Below are 22,484 nucleotides of genomic sequence, written 5' to 3' on the forward strand. Positions count from 1 at the left end.
TTTTTGATTATCAAAGCGGGGTACATGAAAATTAAAATAAACAAACTGCTATCAATAGCAATTAGCCTGGTATGCACCGGGGCTTTATCGTCCTACAAATATTCGCCGGCCAAAAACGTTCCGCTTAAGTTTAAGCAGATCATGGGCGCCGATATTTCATTTATCCCGCAGTTGGAAGCTGAGGGGCATAAGTTTTATGATAACGGCGTAAACAAGGACCCTTTCACCATTTTGAAAGATCATGGCTTTAACTATGTACGGCTTCGTATATTCAATAATCCTAAGGCCGATAGCGGGTACTCGGCAAAAGGCTATTGTGGTTTGGAAGATACCAAAAAGATGGCCCTGCGTATTAAAGAAGCCGGAATGGGCTTTTTACTTGATTTTCATTACAGTGATAACTGGGCTGATCCCGGTAAGCAATACAAACCCGCCGTCTGGAAAAGGCTCAACAACCAGCAACTGCAGGATTCTATAAAGGCATTTACCCGGCTTACCTTGCTGGCCCTAAAAAAGCAGGGCACGCTGCCCGATATGGTGCAGGTAGGTAACGAAATTAACCACGGCATTTTATGGCCCAACGGCCGTGTCAAAAACCTGGATACCCTGGCTGGCTTTTTAAAGGCTGGCATTAACTGTGTCAAAAGCGTGAGCAGCAATATCAGGGTAATGCTGCATATTGCCTGCGGCGGACAAAATGCAGAATCAAGATACTTTGTAGATAACATGCTCAAACGCGGCGTTAATTTCGATATCATTGGCCAATCATATTATCCCGAGTGGCATGGCACACCGGATAGTTTACGCAACAACCTTACCGACCTCACCGCCCGTTATAAACAGGATGTGATAGTGGTGGAATATTCGCAGCGCAAACGCGAGGTAAATGATATAGCTTTTTCATTACCTGGTAATAAAGTTAAAGGCACTTTTATTTGGGAGCCCTTTAGCTGGGGCGAAACCTTTGTTGATAAACAGGGGAATACTAATGCGCATATGGCTACTTATGACAGCATTAGTAAACAATATCATATTCGGCTGCCCCTTGAATAGGAGGATCATGATACGCTTTGGCTTTATCATAGGATAAATAAGGGCAATTCCAATTTGCAGAGTCACTATATATAGCTTCTTAAAGCGATTTTTCTAAAAATGCTTTGCATGTAGAATAATTGTTATATTGACATCAAATTTGCGATGCCTATTTATCGCAGCCACAATAAACCACAATGAAGATATTCCGGTTCCCCCTCCCGCTTAAAACGCGAAAAGAACGATCGTTTTTGATGTTTCCTGCTGTATGTACGCTGATGTTATTTGCAGGGTGCAGTCATGAGCCCTCTGCCAACTCACAACAACCCTTGTTTAAACTGTTGCAGCCGGAACAAACCCATGTTGATTTTGCCAATACCTTAACCGAAGGATTGAACACCAACGTGCTGATGTACGAGTATTTTTATAATGGTGGTGGCGTGGCAGTTGGAGACTTAAACGGCGATGGCCTGCAGGACCTTTATTTTACCGGCAATATGACCGATAATAAATTGTACCTGAACCAGGGCAATATGCAGTTTAAGGATATCACTGCTGATGCCGGAGTAGCAGGCAGGCCCGGTCCCTGGAAAACAGGTGTAACCATGGCCGATGTTAACGGTGACGGTAAGCTGGATATATACATATGTTATTCGGGTAAAGTACGGGCCGGGAAGCGGGTTAACCAACTGTTTATAAACCAGGGGAACAATGCCGCAGGAGTTCCCATGTTTAAAGACCAGACCGCTGATTTTGGCCTTGATTTCCCATCATTCAGTACACAGGCATACTTTTTTGATTATGACCGGGACGGTGATCTCGACCTGTTGTTAATTAACCACAACCCAGGCCGGATCAGTATTATGGATGATGCCTTTGTTAAGGAGATGTCGGCCAAAAGGGATAACGAATCGGGGATCAGGCTGCTGCGGAATGACAATAATCATTTTACTGACGTTACCGTCGGTGCAGGCATTATCAATACACCGCTATCATACGGCCTTGCAGCAGGTATCGCCGATATTAACGGCGATGGATGGCCGGATATCTATGTATCCAATGATTATAGTATTCCCGACAGGTTGTACATTAATAATGGCAGGGGCAGTTTTGCCGATGAGCTCCAGAAACAAATAGGCCATAGCTCGTTTTACTCTATGGGGAATGATGTAGCCGATATTAATAATGACGGCAAACCCGATATCTACACCCTGGATATGCTTCCCGAAGATAACAAGCGGCAAAAACTGCTGTTCGGTATTGATAATTATGAAGCCTTCGACCTGAACCTGAGGGTAGGCTTTTATTATCAGTATATGCGTAATATGCTGCAGATCAATAACGGCAATAACTCGTTTAGCGAGATAGGACAGCTGGCAGGCATCTCCAATACGGATTGGAGCTGGTCGCCCCTTTTTGCCGATTATGATAATGATGGCTGGAAAGACCTGTTTGTAAGTAACGGTTATACCCGCGACTATACCAACATGGACTTTTTAAAGTTTATGGGCGATAACCTTAAAGACAGGCGCGTAATGCGGCAGGACCTCCTGGATATTGTAAGCCAGATGCCATCATCGCAAATGAAAAGTTACCTGTTTAAAAATAATGGCAATACCACATTTACCAATACAAGCGAGCAATGGGGCATAACGCTGCCATCAAACAGTAACGGCGCCGCTTATGCCGATCTGGATAATGACGGTGACCTTGACCTGGTGGTAAATAATATCAATCAGCCTGCTTTTGTTTATGAAAACCAGGCGGCTAAACAAAATGACAACCATTATTTAGCTGTAAAATTAAATGGCAATGGGGCAAACACGCAGGGAGTAGGTGCTAAGGTGAGCATTTATTCGGGCAATAAAACACAATACCTGGAGCAGATGCCAAACCGTGGTTACCAGTCAACCGTGTCAACAGTACTGCACTTTGGATTGGGAAAAGATAAGCAGGTAGATTCATTAAGGATTACCTGGCAAAGCGGCAAATCGCAGGTGCTTCAAAAAGTAAAAGCTGACAAACAGGTTGTTTTAAATGAAAAGGACGCCACAGATGGCAGTCCTGTACAAAAACAGATCAATCCAATATTTAAAGAGGTACCTGCCCCTATCGCAGGCAGCGAAAGCGATAATACCACCAATGATTTTAAACGGCAGCCATTAATGGTTAATTCGATATCATTTTCGGGTTCCATCCTTACCAAAGGCGATGCAAATGGCGATGGGCTTGAGGATATTTACACCGGCGCGCATGATGGCAAAGCCGGTGTTTTGCACCTGCAGCAAAAGGATGGGAAATTTATCAGCAAAGCTCTTGCCGCCTTTGAAGCCGATAAAAACAGTACCGATGCCGCAGCTTTATTTTTTGATGCCAATGGCGATGGTAAGCCCGACCTGTATGCAGCCTCTGGTGGCTATGCCGATTATAAACCGGATGACGCGCTGCTGCAGGACAGGTTATACATTAACGATGGTAAAGGAAACTTCAGCAAAGCTAATGGAGCTTTGCCCAAAATGATGAGCAGTAAAAGCTGTGTAAAAGCAACCGATATCAATGGTGATGGTTTTCCAGATCTGTTTGTTGGCGGCAGGGTAATCCCGGGGCAATATCCCGAAGCGCCCGAAAGCTATATTTTGATCAATGATGGCAAGGGGCATTTTACTAATGAAACCGCAAAATATAACCCGGCGTTAAAAAATATAGGGATGGTGACCGATGCTGCCTGGGTTGACATGAACGGTGATAAAAAGCCCGACCTGGTGCTGGCCGGCGAATGGATGCCGATCACGGTTTTTGAAAATAGCGGCACTAAGCTAACCGATGCCACAACAAAATACTTTGATAAAAAATATGCCGGCTGGTGGAACTGTTTACAGGTAAGCGACATCAACCATGACGGCCATCCGGATGTTATAGCCGGAAACATTGGTTTAAATACGCAATGTAAAGCAAGCGATGCCGAGCCTGCGGAGATGTTTTATAAAGATTTTGATGATAACGGCTCCGTTGACCCGATGCTTTGTTTTTACATTCAGCATAAAAGTTACCCCTTTGTAAGCCGTGATGAATTGCTTGACCAGATGAGTGTCATGCGCAGCCGGTTCCCCGATTATAAAAGCTATGCCGATGCTACAATAGACAAGATCTTTACTGCCGAAGAAATGAAAGATGTAAAAAAACTGACAGCCAATGAACTGGCTACAGCATGTTTTATCAGTAATGCACAAGGAAAATTAAAACAGGCGGTATTACCCTTACAGGCCCAGTATTCGCCGGTTTTTACCATTACTTCATTTGATTACGATCATGATGGCAAGGAGGATCTTTTGCTTTGCGGCAACATCAACAAGGCCCGCATCCGTTTCGGTAAATATGATGCTAACTATGGCGTATTGCTTAAGGGGGATGGCAGGGGTAATTACCAATACATAAACCAGCAGCAATCGGGCTTTAACATCAGGGGAGATGTCAGGAGCGTGCTTCCATTAAATAATGTTTTACTGTTTGCCCTTGATAAGGGCAAACTAAAGGCATACAAGCAATAATACAAAGGCAATGAAAAAACTGTTAATGCTAATACCTGCCTCTGGCTTATTTGCGATGATAAGCTGCAGCCCGAAAAAGCAACCCGAACTAACCAACCAGGACGTGAGCAAAGTTGTTGGCCATATGACCAGCGTAATGATCCATGATGTTACTAACCCGCCATTGGCCGCCCGTTTTTTTGCTTATACCTGCCTTGCCGGGTATGAGGTAGTTGCCGAAAACGACAAACAGATCCATAGTATGCGCGGTGTATTGAATCAATATCCGGATATCAAACACCCCAAACAAAATACCAGTTATAATTATCAGCTAAGTGCGGTGCTCGCCATGTTTGAAACAGCCGCCAAGCTGTTACCATCGGGTACGTTGATGCTGGGCTACGAGTCTTCCTTTATTGATTCGTGCAAAAATATTGGCTTCAGCAGCGAGGTTATCGACAGTTCAAAAAGCTATGCCAAAACAATCAGTAAACAGATCCTGGCTTATGCCAGGGCCGATGGTTACCGGAAAATAAGTAACTATCCACGCTATAAGCTTAAGCAAACACCCGGTAGCTGGGACCTGACCCCGCCTGCTTACATGTTGCCGGTTGAGCCTTATTTTAACACTATCCGGCCTATGACGCTTGATTCGGCCGCACAATTTGTGCCTGATGCGCCCATTCCATTTTCAACGGATAAAAACTCAGCTTTTTATAAATACCTGCAGATGAGCTACGCCAAAAGTGGCAATGCTTTAAAGCAGGAAGAAAAAGATATTGCCAATTTTTGGGATTGTAACCCTTTTGCCGTTCAAAATGACGGGCACATGCTTATCGGTCTAAAAAAGATTTCGCCGGGAGCACACTGGATGGGGATAACGGCTATTGCCTGTAAGCAGGCCAAAACCGGTTTCTCTAAAACGGTGCAGATCAATACCGCTGTAGCCATAGGCCTGCTGGATGGTTTTATTTGCTGCTGGGAAGATAAATACCGCACCAACCGCATCAGGCCCGAAACGGCCATCCGCAGGTATATAGACCCGCATTGGAAACCCTTGTTGCAAACCCCTCCGTTTCCGGAATATATCAGCGGGCATTCGGTGGTTTCAACGACTGCAGCAGTTATTCTTACGCATTATTTCGGCGATAAGTTTAAATATACCGATGATGTGGAAGTAAATTATGGTATCCCGCCAAGGCATTTCAGTTCGTTTACCCAGGCTGCTAAAGAAGCTGCTATATCCAGGTTTTGGGGTGGTATTCATTTTATGGATGCTATTGATAATGGTATTATTCAGGGAAATAAAGTGGGCAACCTGGTTGTTGCTAAAATGAGCGGGCAAAGGAAGTTGTAGATATAAGCATGGTTGTTATGAGCGGTGGCGAAAGGGTTTTTCGATAAGTGGAGTTGCTATACAGGGCGAAGATGGTGCTTTCATCTCTCTCATGACACTTAAAAAGGGGTGTCATGCTGAGGCCCTCGAAGCATGGTGGGCTGGCCTCTGCGCGCGACCCTTCGACAAGCTCAGGGTGACGGGCCATCTTTTGTCATTTCTTCTTCAAAGCCCAAAGGATGTTTGCTTAAATATCATCCCTTACTGATATCCCGCAGCCTGCAAGCTAAATAATTCGGCATAACGGCCGTTGTTAGCCATGAGTTCCTGATGTGTGCCTGCTTCAAGGATCTTGCCTTTTTCTAACACGATGATCCTGTCAGCAAGCCTTGCTGTTGAAAACCGGTGTGAAATAAGCACAGCCGATTTACCCTGGGTTAATGATGAAAAGCGCTGAAATACCTCATATTCCGCCCGGGCATCGAGCGCTGCAGTTGGCTCGTCAAGGATGAGCACCTGTGCATCTTTCATATAGGCTCTTGCCAGTGCAACTTTCTGCCATTCGCCGCCCGATAATTCAACACCTTCGTTAAACCGCCTGCCCAGCCATTGCTCGTATCCCAGCGGAAGTTTGGCTGCAAGCGCGTCTGCAAGGCTTTCCTGGGCAGCTTTACGGATTAGTTCGGTATTGTCCTGCTCATCAATGTTTCCTGCCGCAATATTCTGCGAAAAGCTCATCTGGTAACGAATATAATCCTGGAAAATAATGCCCAGGTTTAACCGGAGGTCCGTGAGGTCATAATCCCTCAAATCTGCACCATCCAGCAGGATGCGCCCTTCTGTTGGGTCATATAAGCGGGCCAGTAGTTTTACAAGCGTAGTCTTGCCTGCTCCGTTCTCGCCTACCAGCGCAATCTTTTCGCCGGGGTGCAGGGTGAAGTTCAGGTGCCTGTTGGCCCATGATTCGGCATTGTTATATTTAAATCCCACATCCTCAAAAGTAAACCCTTGCTTTATTGGGTTTGGAAATGGTAAAGGAGAAGCAGCAACTTTGATCTTTGGTTTGATCTCAAAAAACTCATGGAAATCGTTGAGGTAGATAGCACCCTGTGAAACTGATGTAAACCGGTTCAGCGAATTTTCCATCAGGCTGCTCAATTGCCGGAATGAGCCCGCCAGGAAAGTAAGCGTACCTACAGAAGACTTGCCCGTAACAGTTTGATAAATAATAAAACCATACGCGGCATAGTAGCCAACACTGCCTAAGACAGAAAAGAAGGTACCCCAGGCCGAACGCCGTACGGCCAGTTTGCTGTTATCGGCATAAAATTTATCTGATAACGTTTTAAAGCGGTTAATAATAAAATCAGACAGGCCAAAGATCTTGACTTCCTTAGCTGTTTCATCGCTAGCGCCCAGGTAGCGTACATAATCCAGCTCTCGTCTTTCAGGTGTTTGGCTCCTCGTAAGTGCGTAATTCTGGCTATTAAAATAGCTTTCGCCCAGAAACGAAGGGATGATTGATATGAGCAGCAAGAGGATCAGCCATGGGTTCAAAGTCAGTAAGCCAGTAAGCAGGAAAGCTATGGATATAAAATCCTGGATCTGGCTCATTACCTGTGATAAAAGTATGGTACGCCCAACGGTTTGCTGCCGGGCCCGCTCCAACTTATCATAAAAAACAGAATCTTCAAACTGTTCCAGGTCCAGCGTGGCCGCATGACGCATAATGCGCATGGAGGTATAGTTAGCAAAAAGATCACCCAGCAGGTTGTCCATCAGGCTGATCATCCGGTTTAGGCCGTCGGTTGCCACAGCCAGCAAAAATTCAATGATAACCAGTTTCCATAATTCATGCTGGCTTCCGCCGTGGTGGTTGAGCAATACCACCTGGTCTATGATCAGCTTACCTACGTACAACAAGGCAACCGGCATGGCCGAACGCATAATGCGTAACAAAAAGCTTGCTGTTGTTTTACCCGGACTGCTTTGCCATACCAGCCTGAAAAAATCCGGGAGATTGCTTAATGCCGACAAGCGCTCTCTGAACGAAATCTTTTGCTCTGGTTTGATATTTCTTGTTTTAGCCATCTGCCGGTTTTGATAAATGCGATTTTAAACAAAAAAATGTTCATTGCTACTGCATTGAAGGACTATGAGCACATTTATGATCATTTACTGACTAATCAGGAATTAAAATAAAAAAGATTTGTGCAATCGATTGCGCAAATCTTTTTTTATTTGTTACTTAGTCAAATAAACCATCAATAAATATTTCGGAGTTATGGGGTCGGTGAAGCTATTACTTGTCGCGCTGTTCGCTTGTTTAATATTACCGTGTTATGGAATAGTGCGCCTGCCGCAACTGGTTGTCGATGGCATGGTATTACAGCGCGATGCCAAAGTAAAGATCTGGGGATGGGCCGATGCAAGCGAAAAGATCACCGTTAATTTTCAGCATAAAACATACCGCACCGTTACTGACGAAAGCGGTTCCTGGAAAATTGCCCTTCAGCCAATGAAAGCCGGGGGGCCGTATACTATGGAAATCACCGGTAATAATCGTATTACTATCCGGGACATTTTAATTGGCGATGTATGGTTTTGTTCGGGGCAATCGAATATGGTTTTGCCTATGGAGCGGGTTAAGGAAAAATATCCTGATGAAATAGCAAAAGCCAATTATCCGCAGATCAGGAATTTTTTCGTTAAAACGGAGTCTGACGTAACCAGGCAACACTCAGATCTGTTACCTGGTAAATGGGTTAAGGCAGATTCTGTAACTGTTTTAGGTTTTGGTGCCGCATCATGGTTTTTCGCTAAACAGCTTTATCAAAAATATCATGTGCCCATAGGCATCATCAACTCAAGCGTAGGCGGTACACCTATTGAGGCCTGGGTCAGCAGCGAGGGCTTAAAAAACATTCAATCATATCATAACAGGATTGCCCGGTTCAGCAATACGGCATTTATGGACAGCGTGTTGAAAAAACACCCGGAACCAGTGGAACCGCTTAACGCAGATAAAGGCTTAAATGAGGTTAAACCATGGCATGATACCACCTACAAGCCACATAGCTGGCACCGTTTCTGGCTGCCAGGCTACTGGGCCGATCAGGGTGTAAAAGGCCTGAACGGCGTGGTATGGTTCAGGAAAGAAATCACACTGCCCGCATCGGTACAGGGTAAAGCGTCCAAACTGTATTTAGGGAGGATAATAGATGCCGATCAAACCTATGTTAACGGCAAACAGGTGGGGAACATTACCTATCAGTATCCGCCAAGGCGTTACACGGTACCCGCCGGTTTATTAAAGCCGGGCAAAAATATTATTGTGGTTCGCATTACCAATACATCGGGCAAAGGTGGTTTTGTGCCTGATAAACGGTACTACCTGGCAATAGCCGGTGATACCATCGACCTTCGCGGCGACTGGCAGTACAAAGTTGGGCAGGTGTTTGAACCCGTTAGGATGAAACCGGAATTTTCGGCCCAGAATGAACCTACCGGGCTTTACAACACCATGGTAGCGCCCGCTATCAATTATACTATTAGAGGTATAGTTTGGTATCAGGGCGAAAGTAATTCCAGCCGCGCATCCGAATATGGAACCTTGTTAAAGGCTCTTATTGCCGACTGGCGGAATCGCTGGCAACAAGGTAATCTTCCCTTTATTTACGCCCAGCTTCCAAACTTTAACGAGGTACAGTATTCGCCAACAGAAAGCGACTGGGCGCAATTACGCGCCGGTCAGCTTGAGGCCCTTGAAGTGCCCAATACTGGTATGGCGGTAACCATTGATGCCGGCGAGTGGAATGATATCCACCCTCTTAATAAAAAAACAGTGGGTGAGAGGCTTGCCCGCGCTGCCGAAAATGTTGCTTATGGCGATGTGAATGTAGTACCATCCGGCCCGATTTACCAATCGGCTAAAATTGAGGGGAATAAGATTGAGATTGCTTTTAAAAATACAGGTGCGGGGCTTGTCGCTATTGATGGCGAGGAACTGTCACAATTTGCCATCGCCGGGGCTGATAAAAAGTTTGTTTGGGCAAAGGCAATTATTAATGGAGGTAAGGTGTTGGTTTGGAGCGATAAAATCCCTGCACCGCTTTACGTAAGGTATGCCTGGGCCGATAACCCGGATGGCGCGAACCTTTATAATAAAGAAGGCTTGCCGGCATCACCTTTCCAAACCGGTAAACTGCAATAACCATAAACTAATTTGAAACCAGGGGCGATGAAAAGTACTGCCTTCTTTTTCTTACTCACATGGGCCATTGCGGCGAAAGCGCAAACCCCGGCCCCGGTAAACTTCACTGCTGATCAGGACCATCAGTATATGATGAAGCAGTTAGGAATTAAAACCTTGCGTAATGGACCCAGCGGCGATGAATCGGCCCCTAATCATGCTAATTATGATGAAGCGCTGGCTAACCCTTATCCTGATTTGCCTGACGCCCTTGCCCTAAAGAACGGTAAAAAGGTAACTACAGCCGAAATGTGGTGGAAACAGCGCCGCCCCGAAATTGTGGAGGATATGGAGCGTGAGGTTTATGGCCGCATCCCTGCTAATGTACCCAAGGTAACCTGGACGGTTAAAATAACCGATAAAGAGCGGGTTGGCTTTTATCCGGTGATTGCCAAACAACTGATAGGCCATGTTGATAATACGGCTTATCCGCTTATCAACGTCAATATCGAAATGACCTTAGTGCTCCCCGCAAATACCAAAGGACCGGTACCGGTATTGATGATGTTTGGCCGAAGCGCGCTACCGGCGCCGGCGCAGCCTCCCGCTGCTGATGTGGAAAAAATCAACGCTGCATTGAAAGAACTTCTTTTAAAAGAACATCCCGAGTTTAAAACTATTTTTGAGCAATATCCCGCTTATAATCCTATTGCCGAACAATCTCCCTTTGGTCCCGGTGGTTTTCCAGGGATGAAAGGCGACCCACCGACTGCCACGCAACTAATTGCCAATGGATGGGGGTATGTACTTATAGATCCGTCGTCTATCCAGGCGGATAACGGGGAAGGTTTAACCAAAGGGATCATCGGTTTGGTGAACAAAGGCCAGCCCCGTAAGCCGGAGGATTGGGGAGCTTTACGTGCCTGGTCGTGGGGAGCGGCACGCGCGTTGGATTACCTGGAAACAGAACCTGCGGTTGACGCCAAATATGTAGGTATTGAAGGTGTTTCCCGCTATGGAAAGGCAGCGCTGGTAACACTTGCTTTTGAACAAAGGTTTGCCATGGGGTTGATAGGTTCGTCGGGTGAGGGAGGGGCCAAGTTGCATCGCCGGAACTTTGGGGAAGCGGTTGAAAGCCTCACCGGTGGCGAATATTATTGGATGGCCGGTAACTTTATGAAATATGGCGCATCGGATGCTGTATTCGGTGCTAAAACCGCGAAAGACCTTCCAGTAGATGCACATGAGCTGATTGCCTTGTGTGCCCCGCGGTATACTTTTATAAGCTATGGTATCCCCGGGCAAGGAGACGCCAAATGGCTCGATCAGCAGGGGAGCTACATGGCAACTGTGGCTGCGGGTTCTGTATTTAAACTGCTTGGTGCAAATGACCTCGGCGTTTCAAACGATTATAAAACCGAAAAAATGCCGCCGGTTAATACAGGTTTGCTTAACGGCGAGCTCGCCTGGCGTCAGCATGATGGTGGGCATACCGATGCCCCAAACGTAAAATATTTTATCGCCTGGGCCAATAAATTGATGCATTATGGAAAAGCAGGAAGCGGGAAATGACGTCTCCTTCACGTCATGCCGAATTTATTAAAACCCTATCGAATTACCACCATCAACCTGTAAAACAACCCCGGTTACATATTTGGCGGCATCTGTCGCTAAATAATAAACGGCTTCGGCCACATCGGCAGGTTCACCTAATTTGCCCATTGGGGTACGGCCCATCACTTTTTGCTTGCGGGCAGGATCATTATCCAGCGCCTTTGCCGACATATCTGTAGCTATAAAGCCCGGAGCAACGCAGTTAACCCTGATGCCTTGCGGCGAAAGCTCGGTAGCCATGGCTTTTGTCATACCTTCGATGGCGGTTTTAGATGCGGTATAGGCAATAACATACGGTATGCCGTATTGTGCAGCCATCGAACTGATGTTAATTATGCTCCCACTGCCAGCTTTCAACATGATTTTTACTACCTCGCGGCTTATCGCAAATACCGAAGTAAGATTGGTTTGGATCACTCTGGCGAACTCTTCATCGGTTACCTGGGCGAAAGCTTTTTTATGGTTAATGCCGGCATTATTAACCAAAATATCAGGTGCGCCAAATTCAGCTTCTATTTCTGCTACCAGTTGCGGTATACCGGTTGTATCACTCAGATCATATTGCCTGTAACTGCAAAGATCGCCAAGCTGTGTTACTGCCGCAATAAGTTTTGCCTCGTCTCGGCCTATGATGATGGTTTTGATGCCCTGCTCTGTGAATTTTTTGGTGGTAGCAAGGCCAAGGCCCGAGGCACCGCCGGTTACGATAGCAAGTTTGGTCTTTGAGTTCATGGATTTTTTAAGTTATTTTCTTCTGGAGGATTCACGTATTATCAATTCCGATCTGAGGATGAGGCTATGCGTTTGTTGCAGATCCTGCCTGTTTGCCAAATGATTGATAAGCATATTGGCGGCAACCTCACCCATTTCATAGCCTTTATAATTTACTGTAGTGAGATTGGGCTCAATCACACAGGCCGCCGGGTCATTATTGAAGCCCGCAACTGCTATCTGTTCGGGAATTTTGATGCCTGCCTTTTTCAGTACTTGTATACAGCTAACGGCACTGACATCATTAACTGTAAATATGCCATCGGGCAGCGGATCCATTTGTAAAATGGTTTCTGCCGCTACCGCAGCTTCTTTAGCGCTCAGGTCGTTGATGATCACCAATTGCCCATCAAAATCAATTTGGTGTTCTTCAAGAGCTTTTTTATACCCGCGCAGGCGTTCGGCGTAAACATTGCGTAACTGATTTCCGGTAATATGTACTATCCGTTTGCAGCCCTGTTCAAGCAGGTGCTTAGTTACCTCATAAGCGGCTTTGAAGTTATCGATATAGATTTGCGGATACTGCTCGTGCTCAAAAATCCTGTCGAAGAAAAGCACCGGGATATTGCGTTTGATAAAAGGTTCAAAATGCTCAATGCTGGTGGTATCATAAGCTAATGAAACCAACAGGCCGTCAACCCGGTTATTCAGCATGGCCCTGGCGTTGCTGATCTCTTTCTTCATCGTTTCTAACGACTGGCTGATGATGAGGTTGTAGTTATTGTCGTTCACCACTTTTTCGATGCCTGCAATAACATCCGACATGAAACTGCTGTTGAGCCGCGGCACAATAACGCCGATGATGTTGCTGTTTTTACGGCGTAAATTGCTGGCGAACGAATTGGAGCGGTAACCCATTTCTTCGGCTGCTTTGATAATCTTCTTTTTGGTATTTTTATTAACCCGCGGGTGGTCTTTAAGCGCACGGCTAACCGTAGCTGCCGAAACCTTTAATTTTTCGGCAATGTCATATATGGTTATCTCTTTTCCGCTGTCCGGCATATAGTTAATCTAAAATATATAAACGATGTTGCATGTTCGGTAATAACCGCAGCCAGATTGTTCAGGGATAAAAGTATAAAATTATTACACATTATTTAAAATTTATGCAATCGATTGCATAAATTTATCGCGTTGATAGCAATTCGTTTTTAAATAATATGGTACCAGATTTAAAACAAACTTTCAGGTGGTTTGGCCCCGGCGACCCGGTAATTTTAAGTGCAATAAAACAAACGGGAGCAAGCGGGATAGTTACCGCGCTTCATCATATACCTTGCGGGGATGTTTGGAACAGTGAAGCAATCAGGCAGCGGAAAGCGGTAATTGAAAGTGCGGGCTTTAACTGGGCGGTTGTAGAGAGTGTGAATATTCATGAAAGTATCAAAATTGGTAGTGCGGAACGTGACCAGTATATTGATAATTATATTCAAACACTGCAAAATTTAGCGCAGGAGGAAATCTTTACGGTGTGTTACAACTTTATGCCCGTATTGGACTGGACCCGCACGCATCTTGATTATCGGTTAGCAAACGGTGCTTCTGCATTGCTTTACAACGCTTCGGCTTTAGCAGCCTTTGACTTGTATATTTTAGAACGGGAGAATGCCTTTAACGAATTTACCACCGAACAACAGGCAGCCGCAAAGCATTACCTCGATGGGCTGAGTGACGAAGACAGAACGCTGTTAACCAATACAATATTGGCCGGCTTACCTGGTACAGACGAGGTTTTTACCATTGCGGAGTTTAAAGAACACCTTAACAAATACAGTGAGGTAAACACGCAAGCATTAAAGGAAAACCTGTTTTATTTTTTACGGGCTATAATCCCATATGCCGAAAAACTGGGCATTAAAATGTGTATCCACCCTGATGATCCCCCGTTTCCTATCCTGGGGCTGCCCCGTGTAGCATCGTCCTTAAATGATCTTACTGATATTGTAAATAGTTATCCTTCAGTTGCCAATGGTATCACGCTTTGCACCGGCTCGTTAGGTGCATCGGGCAAAAATGATCTTCCTGAAATTATAAGCCGCCTGGGTGATAAGATCCACTTTTTACACCTGCGCAACGTGGCCCGGCAGTCGGATGGCAGTTTTTATGAAGCCGATCATTTAACAGGCAGCGTTGATATGTATGCCGTGATGAAAGCCATTATCAATGAACAGATAGCCCGTAAAAATGCAGGCCGGAGCGATATAGCTATCCCCATGCGGCCTGATCACGGGCATAAACTACTTGATGATTTTAATTATAATACCTATCCCGGTTATTCGGTAATTGGCAGGTTGAAGGGCCTGGCCGAGTTACGCGGATTGGAGATGGGGATTAAACGCATACTGTACGACGAGCAATAGCTGCAATAAATAAGGTAGCTTAAATAAGGAATCAATAATTAAATTCCTATTGTTAAAAGTCATAAAAGTTTTTATCTTGCAATCGATTGCATAAAATTAAAACTTTATAAACCATACTAAATGAAGCGGGATTTACCCGTTTCATTCATGAATTTTTCAACAGATCAATTATGTGTTTTTATAAACGCCTACAGGTTTATAAAGCTGGAATTAATAACGCCATGGCCAAATATCCATTAAAGAACGTGTGTTTACTGGTGCTGCTTTTCATGGCGGCGATAAATAAAGTTTATGCAGATAATGGCTATAAATTATGGCTTGAATATAATAAGGTGAGCAACAAGCAACTGGCAAACATTTACAGGCAACAGTTGAAAAACATGATCTTCCCGGCACAGTCTGACCCGCTTAAAGCTGCAAGGACCGAGCTCTTAACTGGACTTGATGGAATGCTGGCCCTAAAGCCACGAGATACTAAAAGCATAACCAATGGGCAAACTATTATAATAGGTACGCCGCGGTCACTAAAGGCTTTTTCGATAACTGCCCACGATAGCATCGGCAGCGAAGGGTATCTTATCAAAACTGCCCTTGTCAATCAAAAGAAATGTATCATCATAACGGCTAACACCGATGCAGGGGTTATGTACGGTGTTTTTAATTTTTTAAAGCTGATCCAAACCAATCAATCTATTAATAAACTTGATCTTTCAGATCACCCGAGGATGATGTACCGGGTACTGGATCACTGGGATAACCTGAACCGTACCGTGGAGCGGGGCTACGCGGGCTCATCCATTTGGAACTGGCACAAGCTGCCAGGTGTGGTTGACCAACGTTATATTGATTATGCGCGGGCCAATGCTTCGGTAGGGATCAATGGCTCGGTTGTCAATAATGTAAATGCCGATGCACTGATCCTTTCGCCCCAATATTTGTTAAAAGTGCAGGCGCTGGCCAAGGTATTCAGAATATACGGTATCAGGATTTACCTGTCGGTAAAATTCAGCAGCCCGGTTGAGCTGGGGGGCCTAAAAACTGCCGATCCGCTTGATCCCGCGGTAAAAAAATGGTGGGCCGATAAGGCTGATGAAATTTATCGCTACATCCCTGATTTCGGCGGGTTTTTAGTGAAGGCTAATTCGGAGGGACAACCCGGCCCGCAAAGCTATGGCCGTACCCATGCCGATGGAGCAAATATGCTCGCCGATGCTTTAGCTCCTCATCATGGCATAGTGATGTGGCGTGCCTTTGTTTATGATAATAAGGTACCCGACGATCGCTTTAAGCAGGCCTATAATGAATTTAAACCTTTTGATGGAAAGTTTAGGGATAATGTGATTATCCAGGTAAAAAATGGTCCGATAGATTTTCAGCCAAGAGAACCATTTCACCCATTGTTTGGTGCTATGTCCAATACCCCGCTGATGATGGAGTTCCAGTTAACACAGGAATATCTCGGTTTTTCAACGCACCTGGTTTATGAAGCGCCATTATTTGCTGAATGCCTGCAATCGGATACATATACGCCTGGAAAAGGTACAACCGTTGCGCGGGTGATCAAGGGTGATTTTAACAAAAAACTGATAACCGGCATGGCGGGCGTGGCTAATATTGGCACTGATTTAAACTGGTGCGGTCATCCATTTGCACAGGCCAACTGGTACGCCTTTGGCCGTATGGCCTGGAACCCCAGTCAATCACCGGCAGTAATTGCCGGCGACTGGCTCAAAATGACTTTTACTAATGACGATAGCTTTGTATCGCCAGTAAAAAACTTCATGCTGCAATCGAGGGAAAATACAGTTAATTACATGACGCCGCTCGGGTTGCACCATATTATGGGGGTATCAACTCATTATGGCCCCGGTCCCTGGGTTGATAATGCCGGCAGGCCTGATTGGAATGCCACTTATTACCATAAAGCCGATTCGGCAGGGATAGGCTTTGACCGTACAGGCACGGGTAGCGATGCACTCTCGCAATATGCACCTGAAGTTAAGGCACACTGGGAAAACCTGCAAACCTGCCCTGATGAATACCTGCTATGGTTTCACCATTTAAACTGGACCTATAAAATGCGCTCGGGCAGGTCATTGTGGGATGAGCTGGTTAATCATTACTATATGGGGGCCGATTCTGTTAAACAAATGGGCCTTACCTGGGATAAAATGCAGGGCAGGATAGATGCCGAACGTTTTACGGAAGTAAAACAACTGATGCAGGTTCAGTTAAGCGAGGCAATAACCTGGCGCGATGCCTGTGTTTTATATTTCCAAACATTTTCAAAAATGCCTGTCCCGGCTATCTACCCTAAGCCGCAGCACCCGCTGGACTATTATAAAAAAATGAAGTTTTATTATGTGCCGGGCATAGGGGGCAATAATTACATGACCAATTAATCACCACCATAAACCAAATGCCGATGAACAAGCAATTTACCACCGCAAAATTAATCCTCGCGCTTTTTGCACCACTGTGCATTTTGAGCGCATGTGATTCATCAACAAAAAAAACAGCTGATACAGCCGATAGCACAAAAGCAGATACAGGCAAAAAAGTAAAGTATCTTTCCGAGCCGCTCATCAGTTCCATTTACACGGCCGATCCATCGGCCCATGTATTTAACGGCAAAATTTATATCTATCCATCGCATGATATCGATGCGGGTATTCCCGAAAATGATAACGGCGACCATTTTGCCATGAAAGATTATCACATCCTGTCGATGGATAGTATTGGCGGCAAGGTTACAGATAATGGTGTGGCACTTGATATCAAGGATATTCCCTGGGCTGGTCGGCAGCTGTGGGCGCCTGATGTAGCTTTTAAAAACGGTACCTATTACCTGTACTTCCCGGTAAAAGATAAAAAAGATGTGTTCCATATCGGCGTGGCGACTGCTGCAAGCCCGATTGGCCCGTTCAAAGCCGAACCTGAACCAATAGCTGGCAGCTACAGTATTGACCCCGCTGTATTTACCGATACCGACGGCAAAACGTATATGTATTTCGGCGGCATCTGGGGCGGGCAACTTCAGCGCTGGATTACCGGGAAATATGAGGCAGACGGCTCAAAAACCGATTCAAAACAGGAAGATGCCCCGGCGATAAGCTGTAAAGTAGCCCTGTTAAAACCCGACATGAAAACTTTTGATGGTGCAGTAAAAGACGCGGTTATTTTAGATAGCCTGGGCAAGCCGCTGTTGACCAAAGATCACGACCGTCGCTTTTTTGAAGGTTCATGGATGCATAAATACAATGGTAAATATTACTTCACTTATTCAACCGGCGATACGCATTTGCTTTGCTATGCGATAGGTGATAGTCCGTTTGGGCCATTTACTTATAAGGGCATATTTATGAAACCGGTGGAAGGCTGGACAACGCATCACTCCATTATCGAGATAAAAGGTAAATGGTATATATTTTATCATGATACCCAACTATCGGGCAAAACACACCTGCGCAACGTGAAGGTAACCGAACTACAGCATAATGCCGATGGTTCTATCAAGCTGATCGATCCGTTTTTGTAACCTCATCGATATGAAAATCCTTAAAGCTTTAACCCTGTTACTGCTATTGCTTGATTTGTTGGGGACGCATGGTTTTGCGCAGCAGGTTAAGCCGGTTACTATCCCCAACTCCGAACACCGGCAAATGCACTCCGAACTGGCCGGTAATGATTATGATATTTATATTCATTACCCGGCAGGCTATGATACCGCCAAACAAAAATTTCCGGTATTGTATGTGGTTGATGGTGATAACGACTTTTCACCGTCGCTGGAGTATTTGGGACTATTGATGGCCGAATATCATATTCCTGAACCTATATTGGTGGCCATTGGCGATGGCGGCCTGATTGGTACGCCCGGCAACAAACGTAACCGTGATTTCACACCGGTTGCATTTCCCAATGTGGCCGAAAGCGGTGGTGCGCCGGCATTCCTTGCTTTTATTGAGAAGGAATTGATCCCAGCGATAGATGCCGGTTTAAAGGCAGACCCTACAAACCGTACGCTTTATGGATATTCAATGGGTGGCTTATTTGCTACTTACACCTTGTTTGAAAAGCCCACGCTGTTTAAAAATATCCTGATAGGCAGTCCTGCATTGGGTTATGGTAACGGAGCTGTATTTGAAACTGAAAAGCAATATGCAGCCAAACATAAAAGCCTGCCCGTAAATGTATTTATGGAAGTGGGCGGATTGGAAACTCCGGGACAGGTTGTGCCTAACAAACAATTGGTGGCGTTATTGGAAAGCCGTCATTATGAAAATCTTGTTTTTAAGCATATCATTATTGATGATGTTACTCATTTATCGGGTAAACCTGTTACCATGCTCAAGGCTTTGGCATGGGCGTATGCACGTAAGTAACAGATAAGATTGTTTTTTATATCCGCGTATTCAAAAAGAGTTATGAAGGCTCGCATATTGATATTTGTTTTGTGCTGTTTGGTAGCCTTTAAACCTAAGGCACAAAATACCGTAAAAGCAATACCACATTTACAATATTATGGCGGTAATGCTGAATTATTGGTAGATGGAGCGCCGTACTTAATGACAGGCGGTGAACTTGGAAACTCGAGCGCCTCAAGCGCGGCCTACATGACCCCAATTTGGCCCAAACTGCAAAAAATGCACCTTAACACAGTGATAGCGCCGGTTTATTGGGAACTATTGGAGCCACAAGAGGGCAAATTTAATTTTACACTGGTTGATGATTTGATTAAAAGTGCCCGGCAGTACCACATGAAACTGGTGCTGCTTTGGTTTGGCACCTGGAAAAACAGCATGAGCTGTTATGCGCCAGGTTGGGTTAAAACCAATGAAAACCGTTTTCCGCGCGTTGCCAACAGTGTGGGTGGTGCTGAAGAGATTATTACGCCGTTCTCCAAAGATGCTTTGCAGGCAGATATTAAAGCTTTTAGTGTGTTAATGCGGCATATTAAGCAAACCGATAGTAAGCTTCGCACTGTACTGATGGTGCAGGTTGAAAATGAGATAGGTATGCTGCCGGATGCCCGCGATCATTCGAAACTGGCCGATGAAGCTTTTAACCGGCAAGTCCCGACAAAGCTAATTTCCTGGTTAAATTCGCACAAAGACAAGCTTGTACCCGAAATGCAAAAAATATGGCAGGCCGGAGGGAGTAAAACTTCTGGTAACTGGGAATCGGTTTTTGGCAAAAGCCCGGCTACCGACGAGCTGTTTATGGCCTGTTACTTTGCCGAATACGCTAACGCTGTAGCTAAAGCAGGCAAGGCCGTTTACCCGCTGCCAATGTATGTGAACGCAGCCCTTAACGCTCCGGGTAAAAAGCCGGGACAGTACCCTTCTGCAGGCCCCTTGCCGCATTTGATTGACGTATGGAAAGCAGCAGCACCGGATATTGACTTGCTGTCGCCCGATTTTTATAACCCTAACTTTAAGTACTGGAATGACCGTTATACCCGGCCTGATAATGCCCTGTTTATCCCCGAGCATCGTTTTGAGGATGGAATGGATGCCAAAGCTTTTTATGCCATTGGCCATTACAAAGCGCTGGGCTTTTCTCCTTTTTCTATCGAAACCGATAGCATAACGGCAGGAGAGCCACTTTCCCAATCGTATAATATCATTCATCAGTTATCAGGTGAGATTAGTAAGGCTAAACGCAAGGGAACTATGGATGGTGTATTGTTAAGTAAGGATGCGGATACCATACGGCTGCAAATGGGCGATTACATGCTCACGGTTTCGCATGATTTAGCCCTGGGCTGGTCGCCCAAAGCAAAGGATGCAAACTGGCCGTTAACCGGAGGTATTATAACAGCTTTGGCTAATGATGAGTTTTATGTAGCCGGCACAGGTTTGGTCATCAGTTTTAAGCCGGTAAAAGATGGACTACGTGCAGGTATTTTACAGGTAGACGAAGGGATATTTGTTAACGGAAAGTGGCAGCCGGGACGCCGTTTAAATGGCGATGAAGATCACCAGGGAAGGCACTTAAGGATCCCGTTGGGCGAATATGGGATCCAGCGGATTAAGCTTTATAATTATAAGTGATCCATACAAAAACAGACCGGGTTAATTTCGGCATGTCGGGAATAATTTCAGTTATATATTTTGCGGATGCTCCTCACCGTTAATGCAGAAGTCAATCTGTATAAAGCAAAAAAAGCCGCTCCGTTAAATGAGGTCAGTCATAAACGGAGCGGCCGGGATAAAATTTTTATTAAGCGAATGCTTTATTAAAATGTGGTTGGCACATTGTTATGGGTGTAGTTTGTCCAGGATAGGAAACCGATATCTCCATTAGGCAGGCCGTTACTGTCGCATACATAATTGCTGGCGATGTAACTGGTTTCGGTAGTGCCGTAATGACGATTAGCCACTTCAATTCCCGGCCAGATGGGGTTGTTTACATTACCGTTAGGTGAGCATGGCGGCGATACTGTCCCGTGCATCAGCTTGTATTGGTAATTAAACCCGGTTAACAGGCGACTGCTGCTGGCCGAGTAAATAGACAAATCCCCCTGGATGCCTGCTATGTTTGCGGCATAGCTCAATCCGGTAAGTGAGTACTGATAATGCACATAATCATTGTGCGATCCGCAGATCTCGCCGTTCATCGAGCCATCTGAGGCAATTACATTGGGTAATACAGTTTTTACAGCGGTAATGCCGTTTTGGTATACAGTTTGGCTATCTTCAAACACACCGATAGCCATTTTTGCATATCCGGCAGATACGTTCCAGTTGTTGTTAAAGTTGGGCACGTTATTGATGTAATTATCTTTCATGTTGTTCAGAAAGTTTACAAACTGGGTATTTTCGGCTGTAGTCCAGCCGCCGCCAACGCCACTGGCCGGGATATAATATTTGATGATTTCGGCTGCTGCTGCAAAGGTAGGCGCTGCCCATGAAGCTTCAAGCGAAGCCTGGTTAGGCTGTGAGCCGGTTACACTGAAGTTTTGAAAGCTATTGGCCCAGCCATCGAGTATTTGTTTTACGGTAGTTGCATATGAAGCGTTACCGGTTTTAGCCCAGCGTAGTGCCAGGGCATAGCTTAACAAGGCATCGCCTTTAAAAGCAATTTCATCGGGCGTGGTAACGCCGCCGGCAACCTGTACAGTGGCTTTGTAGGCGCCGCTGGGGCTGTGGTTGTTGCAATAGTTGAGTACAAACTGGTAAGCCGCAAGCCGGTTCGCATCATTTGAATTGGCTTGCTGCCCCACATAATCAAGCGTTTGCTGCGTGTTGAGAATGCCGGGATGGATAAAGCCGGTAGCCTGGGTTTTTAATGCCGGTGAGGTAGCATCGTTGCTTGCCGCCGCCGGCGAGACTTGTTTTTTAGTGCAATAAGAAAAAAATAACGCCACAAAAAAGGCCAGGCCCAGCAGGGTTGCAAAGGTAGTTTTTGGTTTGCTGTTCATAAATTGGTTTTTAATTTACAATTGGTTTCACCGGCATAACTTATAAAACAAAAAGCTTAAGGTTACGAGGCGTGTTATTGCCTTGCATTAGGTTTTACCGTTGTTTTAAGAAGGTGCCGGATAATTGGTTTGATGAAACAAAATTATTGTAAAGTATTGATTAAAAGCAAGATGTGATGATGTCGATACGCTTTGTCCGCAATGGCACTTCGCGATTGGGGGAGCT

General features: G+C 45.4%; 14 protein-coding genes. 10 read left to right on the plus strand and 4 right to left on the minus strand.

All coding sequences use genetic code 11. The features are described 5' to 3' along the window. Window positions 1–24 precede the first annotated feature (24 nt). From IEX80_RS22885 to IEX80_RS22895, 3 genes are all read left to right on the plus strand, one after another. Window positions 25–1,053 carry a glycoside hydrolase family 53 protein gene (locus IEX80_RS22885; protein ID WP_188834262.1) on the plus strand — a complete coding sequence of 343 codons (1,029 nt, stop codon included), beginning with the start codon at window positions 25–27 and terminating at the stop codon, window positions 1,051–1,053. A 176-nt stretch (window positions 1,054–1,229) separates the two neighbouring features. Next, window positions 1,230–4,580 carry a VCBS repeat-containing protein gene (locus IEX80_RS22890; protein WP_229701730.1) on the plus strand — a complete coding sequence of 1,117 codons (3,351 nt, stop codon included), beginning with the start codon at window positions 1,230–1,232 and terminating at the stop codon, window positions 4,578–4,580. A 10-nt stretch (window positions 4,581–4,590) separates the two neighbouring features. Beyond that, the gene (locus IEX80_RS22895; protein WP_188834263.1) at window positions 4,591–5,916 is read left to right on the plus strand and encodes a vanadium-dependent haloperoxidase; all 1,326 of its coding nucleotides are present in this window, start codon (window positions 4,591–4,593) and stop codon (window positions 5,914–5,916) included. Window positions 5,917–6,156: 240 nt separating this feature from the next. On the opposite strand, the gene IEX80_RS22900 is transcribed toward IEX80_RS22895, so the two are convergent. Further along, window positions 6,157–7,986, minus strand: a complete 1,830-nt coding sequence (locus IEX80_RS22900; RefSeq protein ID WP_188834264.1) for an ABC transporter ATP-binding protein — start codon at window positions 7,984–7,986, stop codon at window positions 6,157–6,159. 259 nt (window positions 7,987–8,245) lie between these two features. On the opposite strand from IEX80_RS22900, the gene IEX80_RS22905 reads away from it, so the two are divergent. Both IEX80_RS22905 and IEX80_RS22910 read left to right on the plus strand, forming a co-directional pair. Then, window positions 8,246–10,108: a sialate O-acetylesterase gene (locus IEX80_RS22905; protein ID WP_229701731.1), complete on the plus strand. Its 1,863-nt coding sequence runs from the start codon at window positions 8,246–8,248 to the stop codon at window positions 10,106–10,108. Between the two features lie 27 nt (window positions 10,109–10,135). Then, window positions 10,136–11,659 (plus strand): glucuronyl esterase domain-containing protein, encoded by a 1,524-nt coding sequence (locus IEX80_RS22910; protein WP_188834266.1) that lies wholly within the window; start codon window positions 10,136–10,138, stop codon window positions 11,657–11,659. Window positions 11,660–11,686: 27 nt separating this feature from the next. Here the strand turns inward: IEX80_RS22910 and IEX80_RS22915 are convergent, their stop codons facing one another. After that, a complete protein-coding gene (locus tag IEX80_RS22915; protein ID WP_188834267.1) occupies window positions 11,687–12,433 on the minus strand; it encodes an SDR family NAD(P)-dependent oxidoreductase in 747 nt (248 codons plus the stop codon). 12 nt (window positions 12,434–12,445) lie between these two features. Beyond that, window positions 12,446–13,474, minus strand: coding sequence for a LacI family DNA-binding transcriptional regulator (locus IEX80_RS22920; RefSeq protein ID WP_188834268.1), 1,029 nt, complete (start codon window positions 13,472–13,474; stop codon window positions 12,446–12,448). 158 nt (window positions 13,475–13,632) lie between these two features. Here IEX80_RS22920 and uxuA point away from each other — a divergent pair, with 158 nt between their 5' ends. From uxuA to IEX80_RS22945, 5 genes are all read left to right on the plus strand, one after another. Beyond that, window positions 13,633–14,832 carry a mannonate dehydratase gene (gene uxuA / locus IEX80_RS22925; protein ID WP_188834269.1) on the plus strand — a complete coding sequence of 400 codons (1,200 nt, stop codon included), beginning with the start codon at window positions 13,633–13,635 and terminating at the stop codon, window positions 14,830–14,832. Between the two features lie 221 nt (window positions 14,833–15,053). Then, window positions 15,054–17,234, plus strand: coding sequence for an alpha-glucuronidase family glycosyl hydrolase (locus IEX80_RS22930; protein ID WP_188834270.1), 2,181 nt, complete (start codon window positions 15,054–15,056; stop codon window positions 17,232–17,234). Window positions 17,235–17,257: 23 nt separating this feature from the next. Further along, the gene (locus IEX80_RS22935; protein WP_188834271.1) at window positions 17,258–18,370 is read left to right on the plus strand and encodes a glycoside hydrolase family 43 protein; all 1,113 of its coding nucleotides are present in this window, start codon (window positions 17,258–17,260) and stop codon (window positions 18,368–18,370) included. Between the two features lie 10 nt (window positions 18,371–18,380). Next, complete coding sequence (locus IEX80_RS22940; protein ID WP_176625501.1) at window positions 18,381–19,217, plus strand: alpha/beta hydrolase; 837 nt, start codon at window positions 18,381–18,383, stop codon at window positions 19,215–19,217. A gap of 42 nt (window positions 19,218–19,259) precedes the next feature. After that, window positions 19,260–20,888: a GH35 family beta-galactosidase gene (locus IEX80_RS22945; protein ID WP_188834272.1), complete on the plus strand. Its 1,629-nt coding sequence runs from the start codon at window positions 19,260–19,262 to the stop codon at window positions 20,886–20,888. Between the two features lie 185 nt (window positions 20,889–21,073). Here IEX80_RS22945 and IEX80_RS22950 read toward each other — a convergent pair whose 3' ends face one another. Continuing rightward, window positions 21,074–22,258 (minus strand): alginate lyase family protein, encoded by a 1,185-nt coding sequence (locus tag IEX80_RS22950; protein WP_188834273.1) that lies wholly within the window; start codon window positions 22,256–22,258, stop codon window positions 21,074–21,076. Between the last annotated feature and the right edge of the window lie 226 nt (window positions 22,259–22,484).

The sequence above is a fragment of the Mucilaginibacter rubeus genome, assembly GCF_014643835.1.
Lineage (GTDB): Bacteria > Bacteroidota > Bacteroidia > Sphingobacteriales > Sphingobacteriaceae > Mucilaginibacter > Mucilaginibacter rubeus.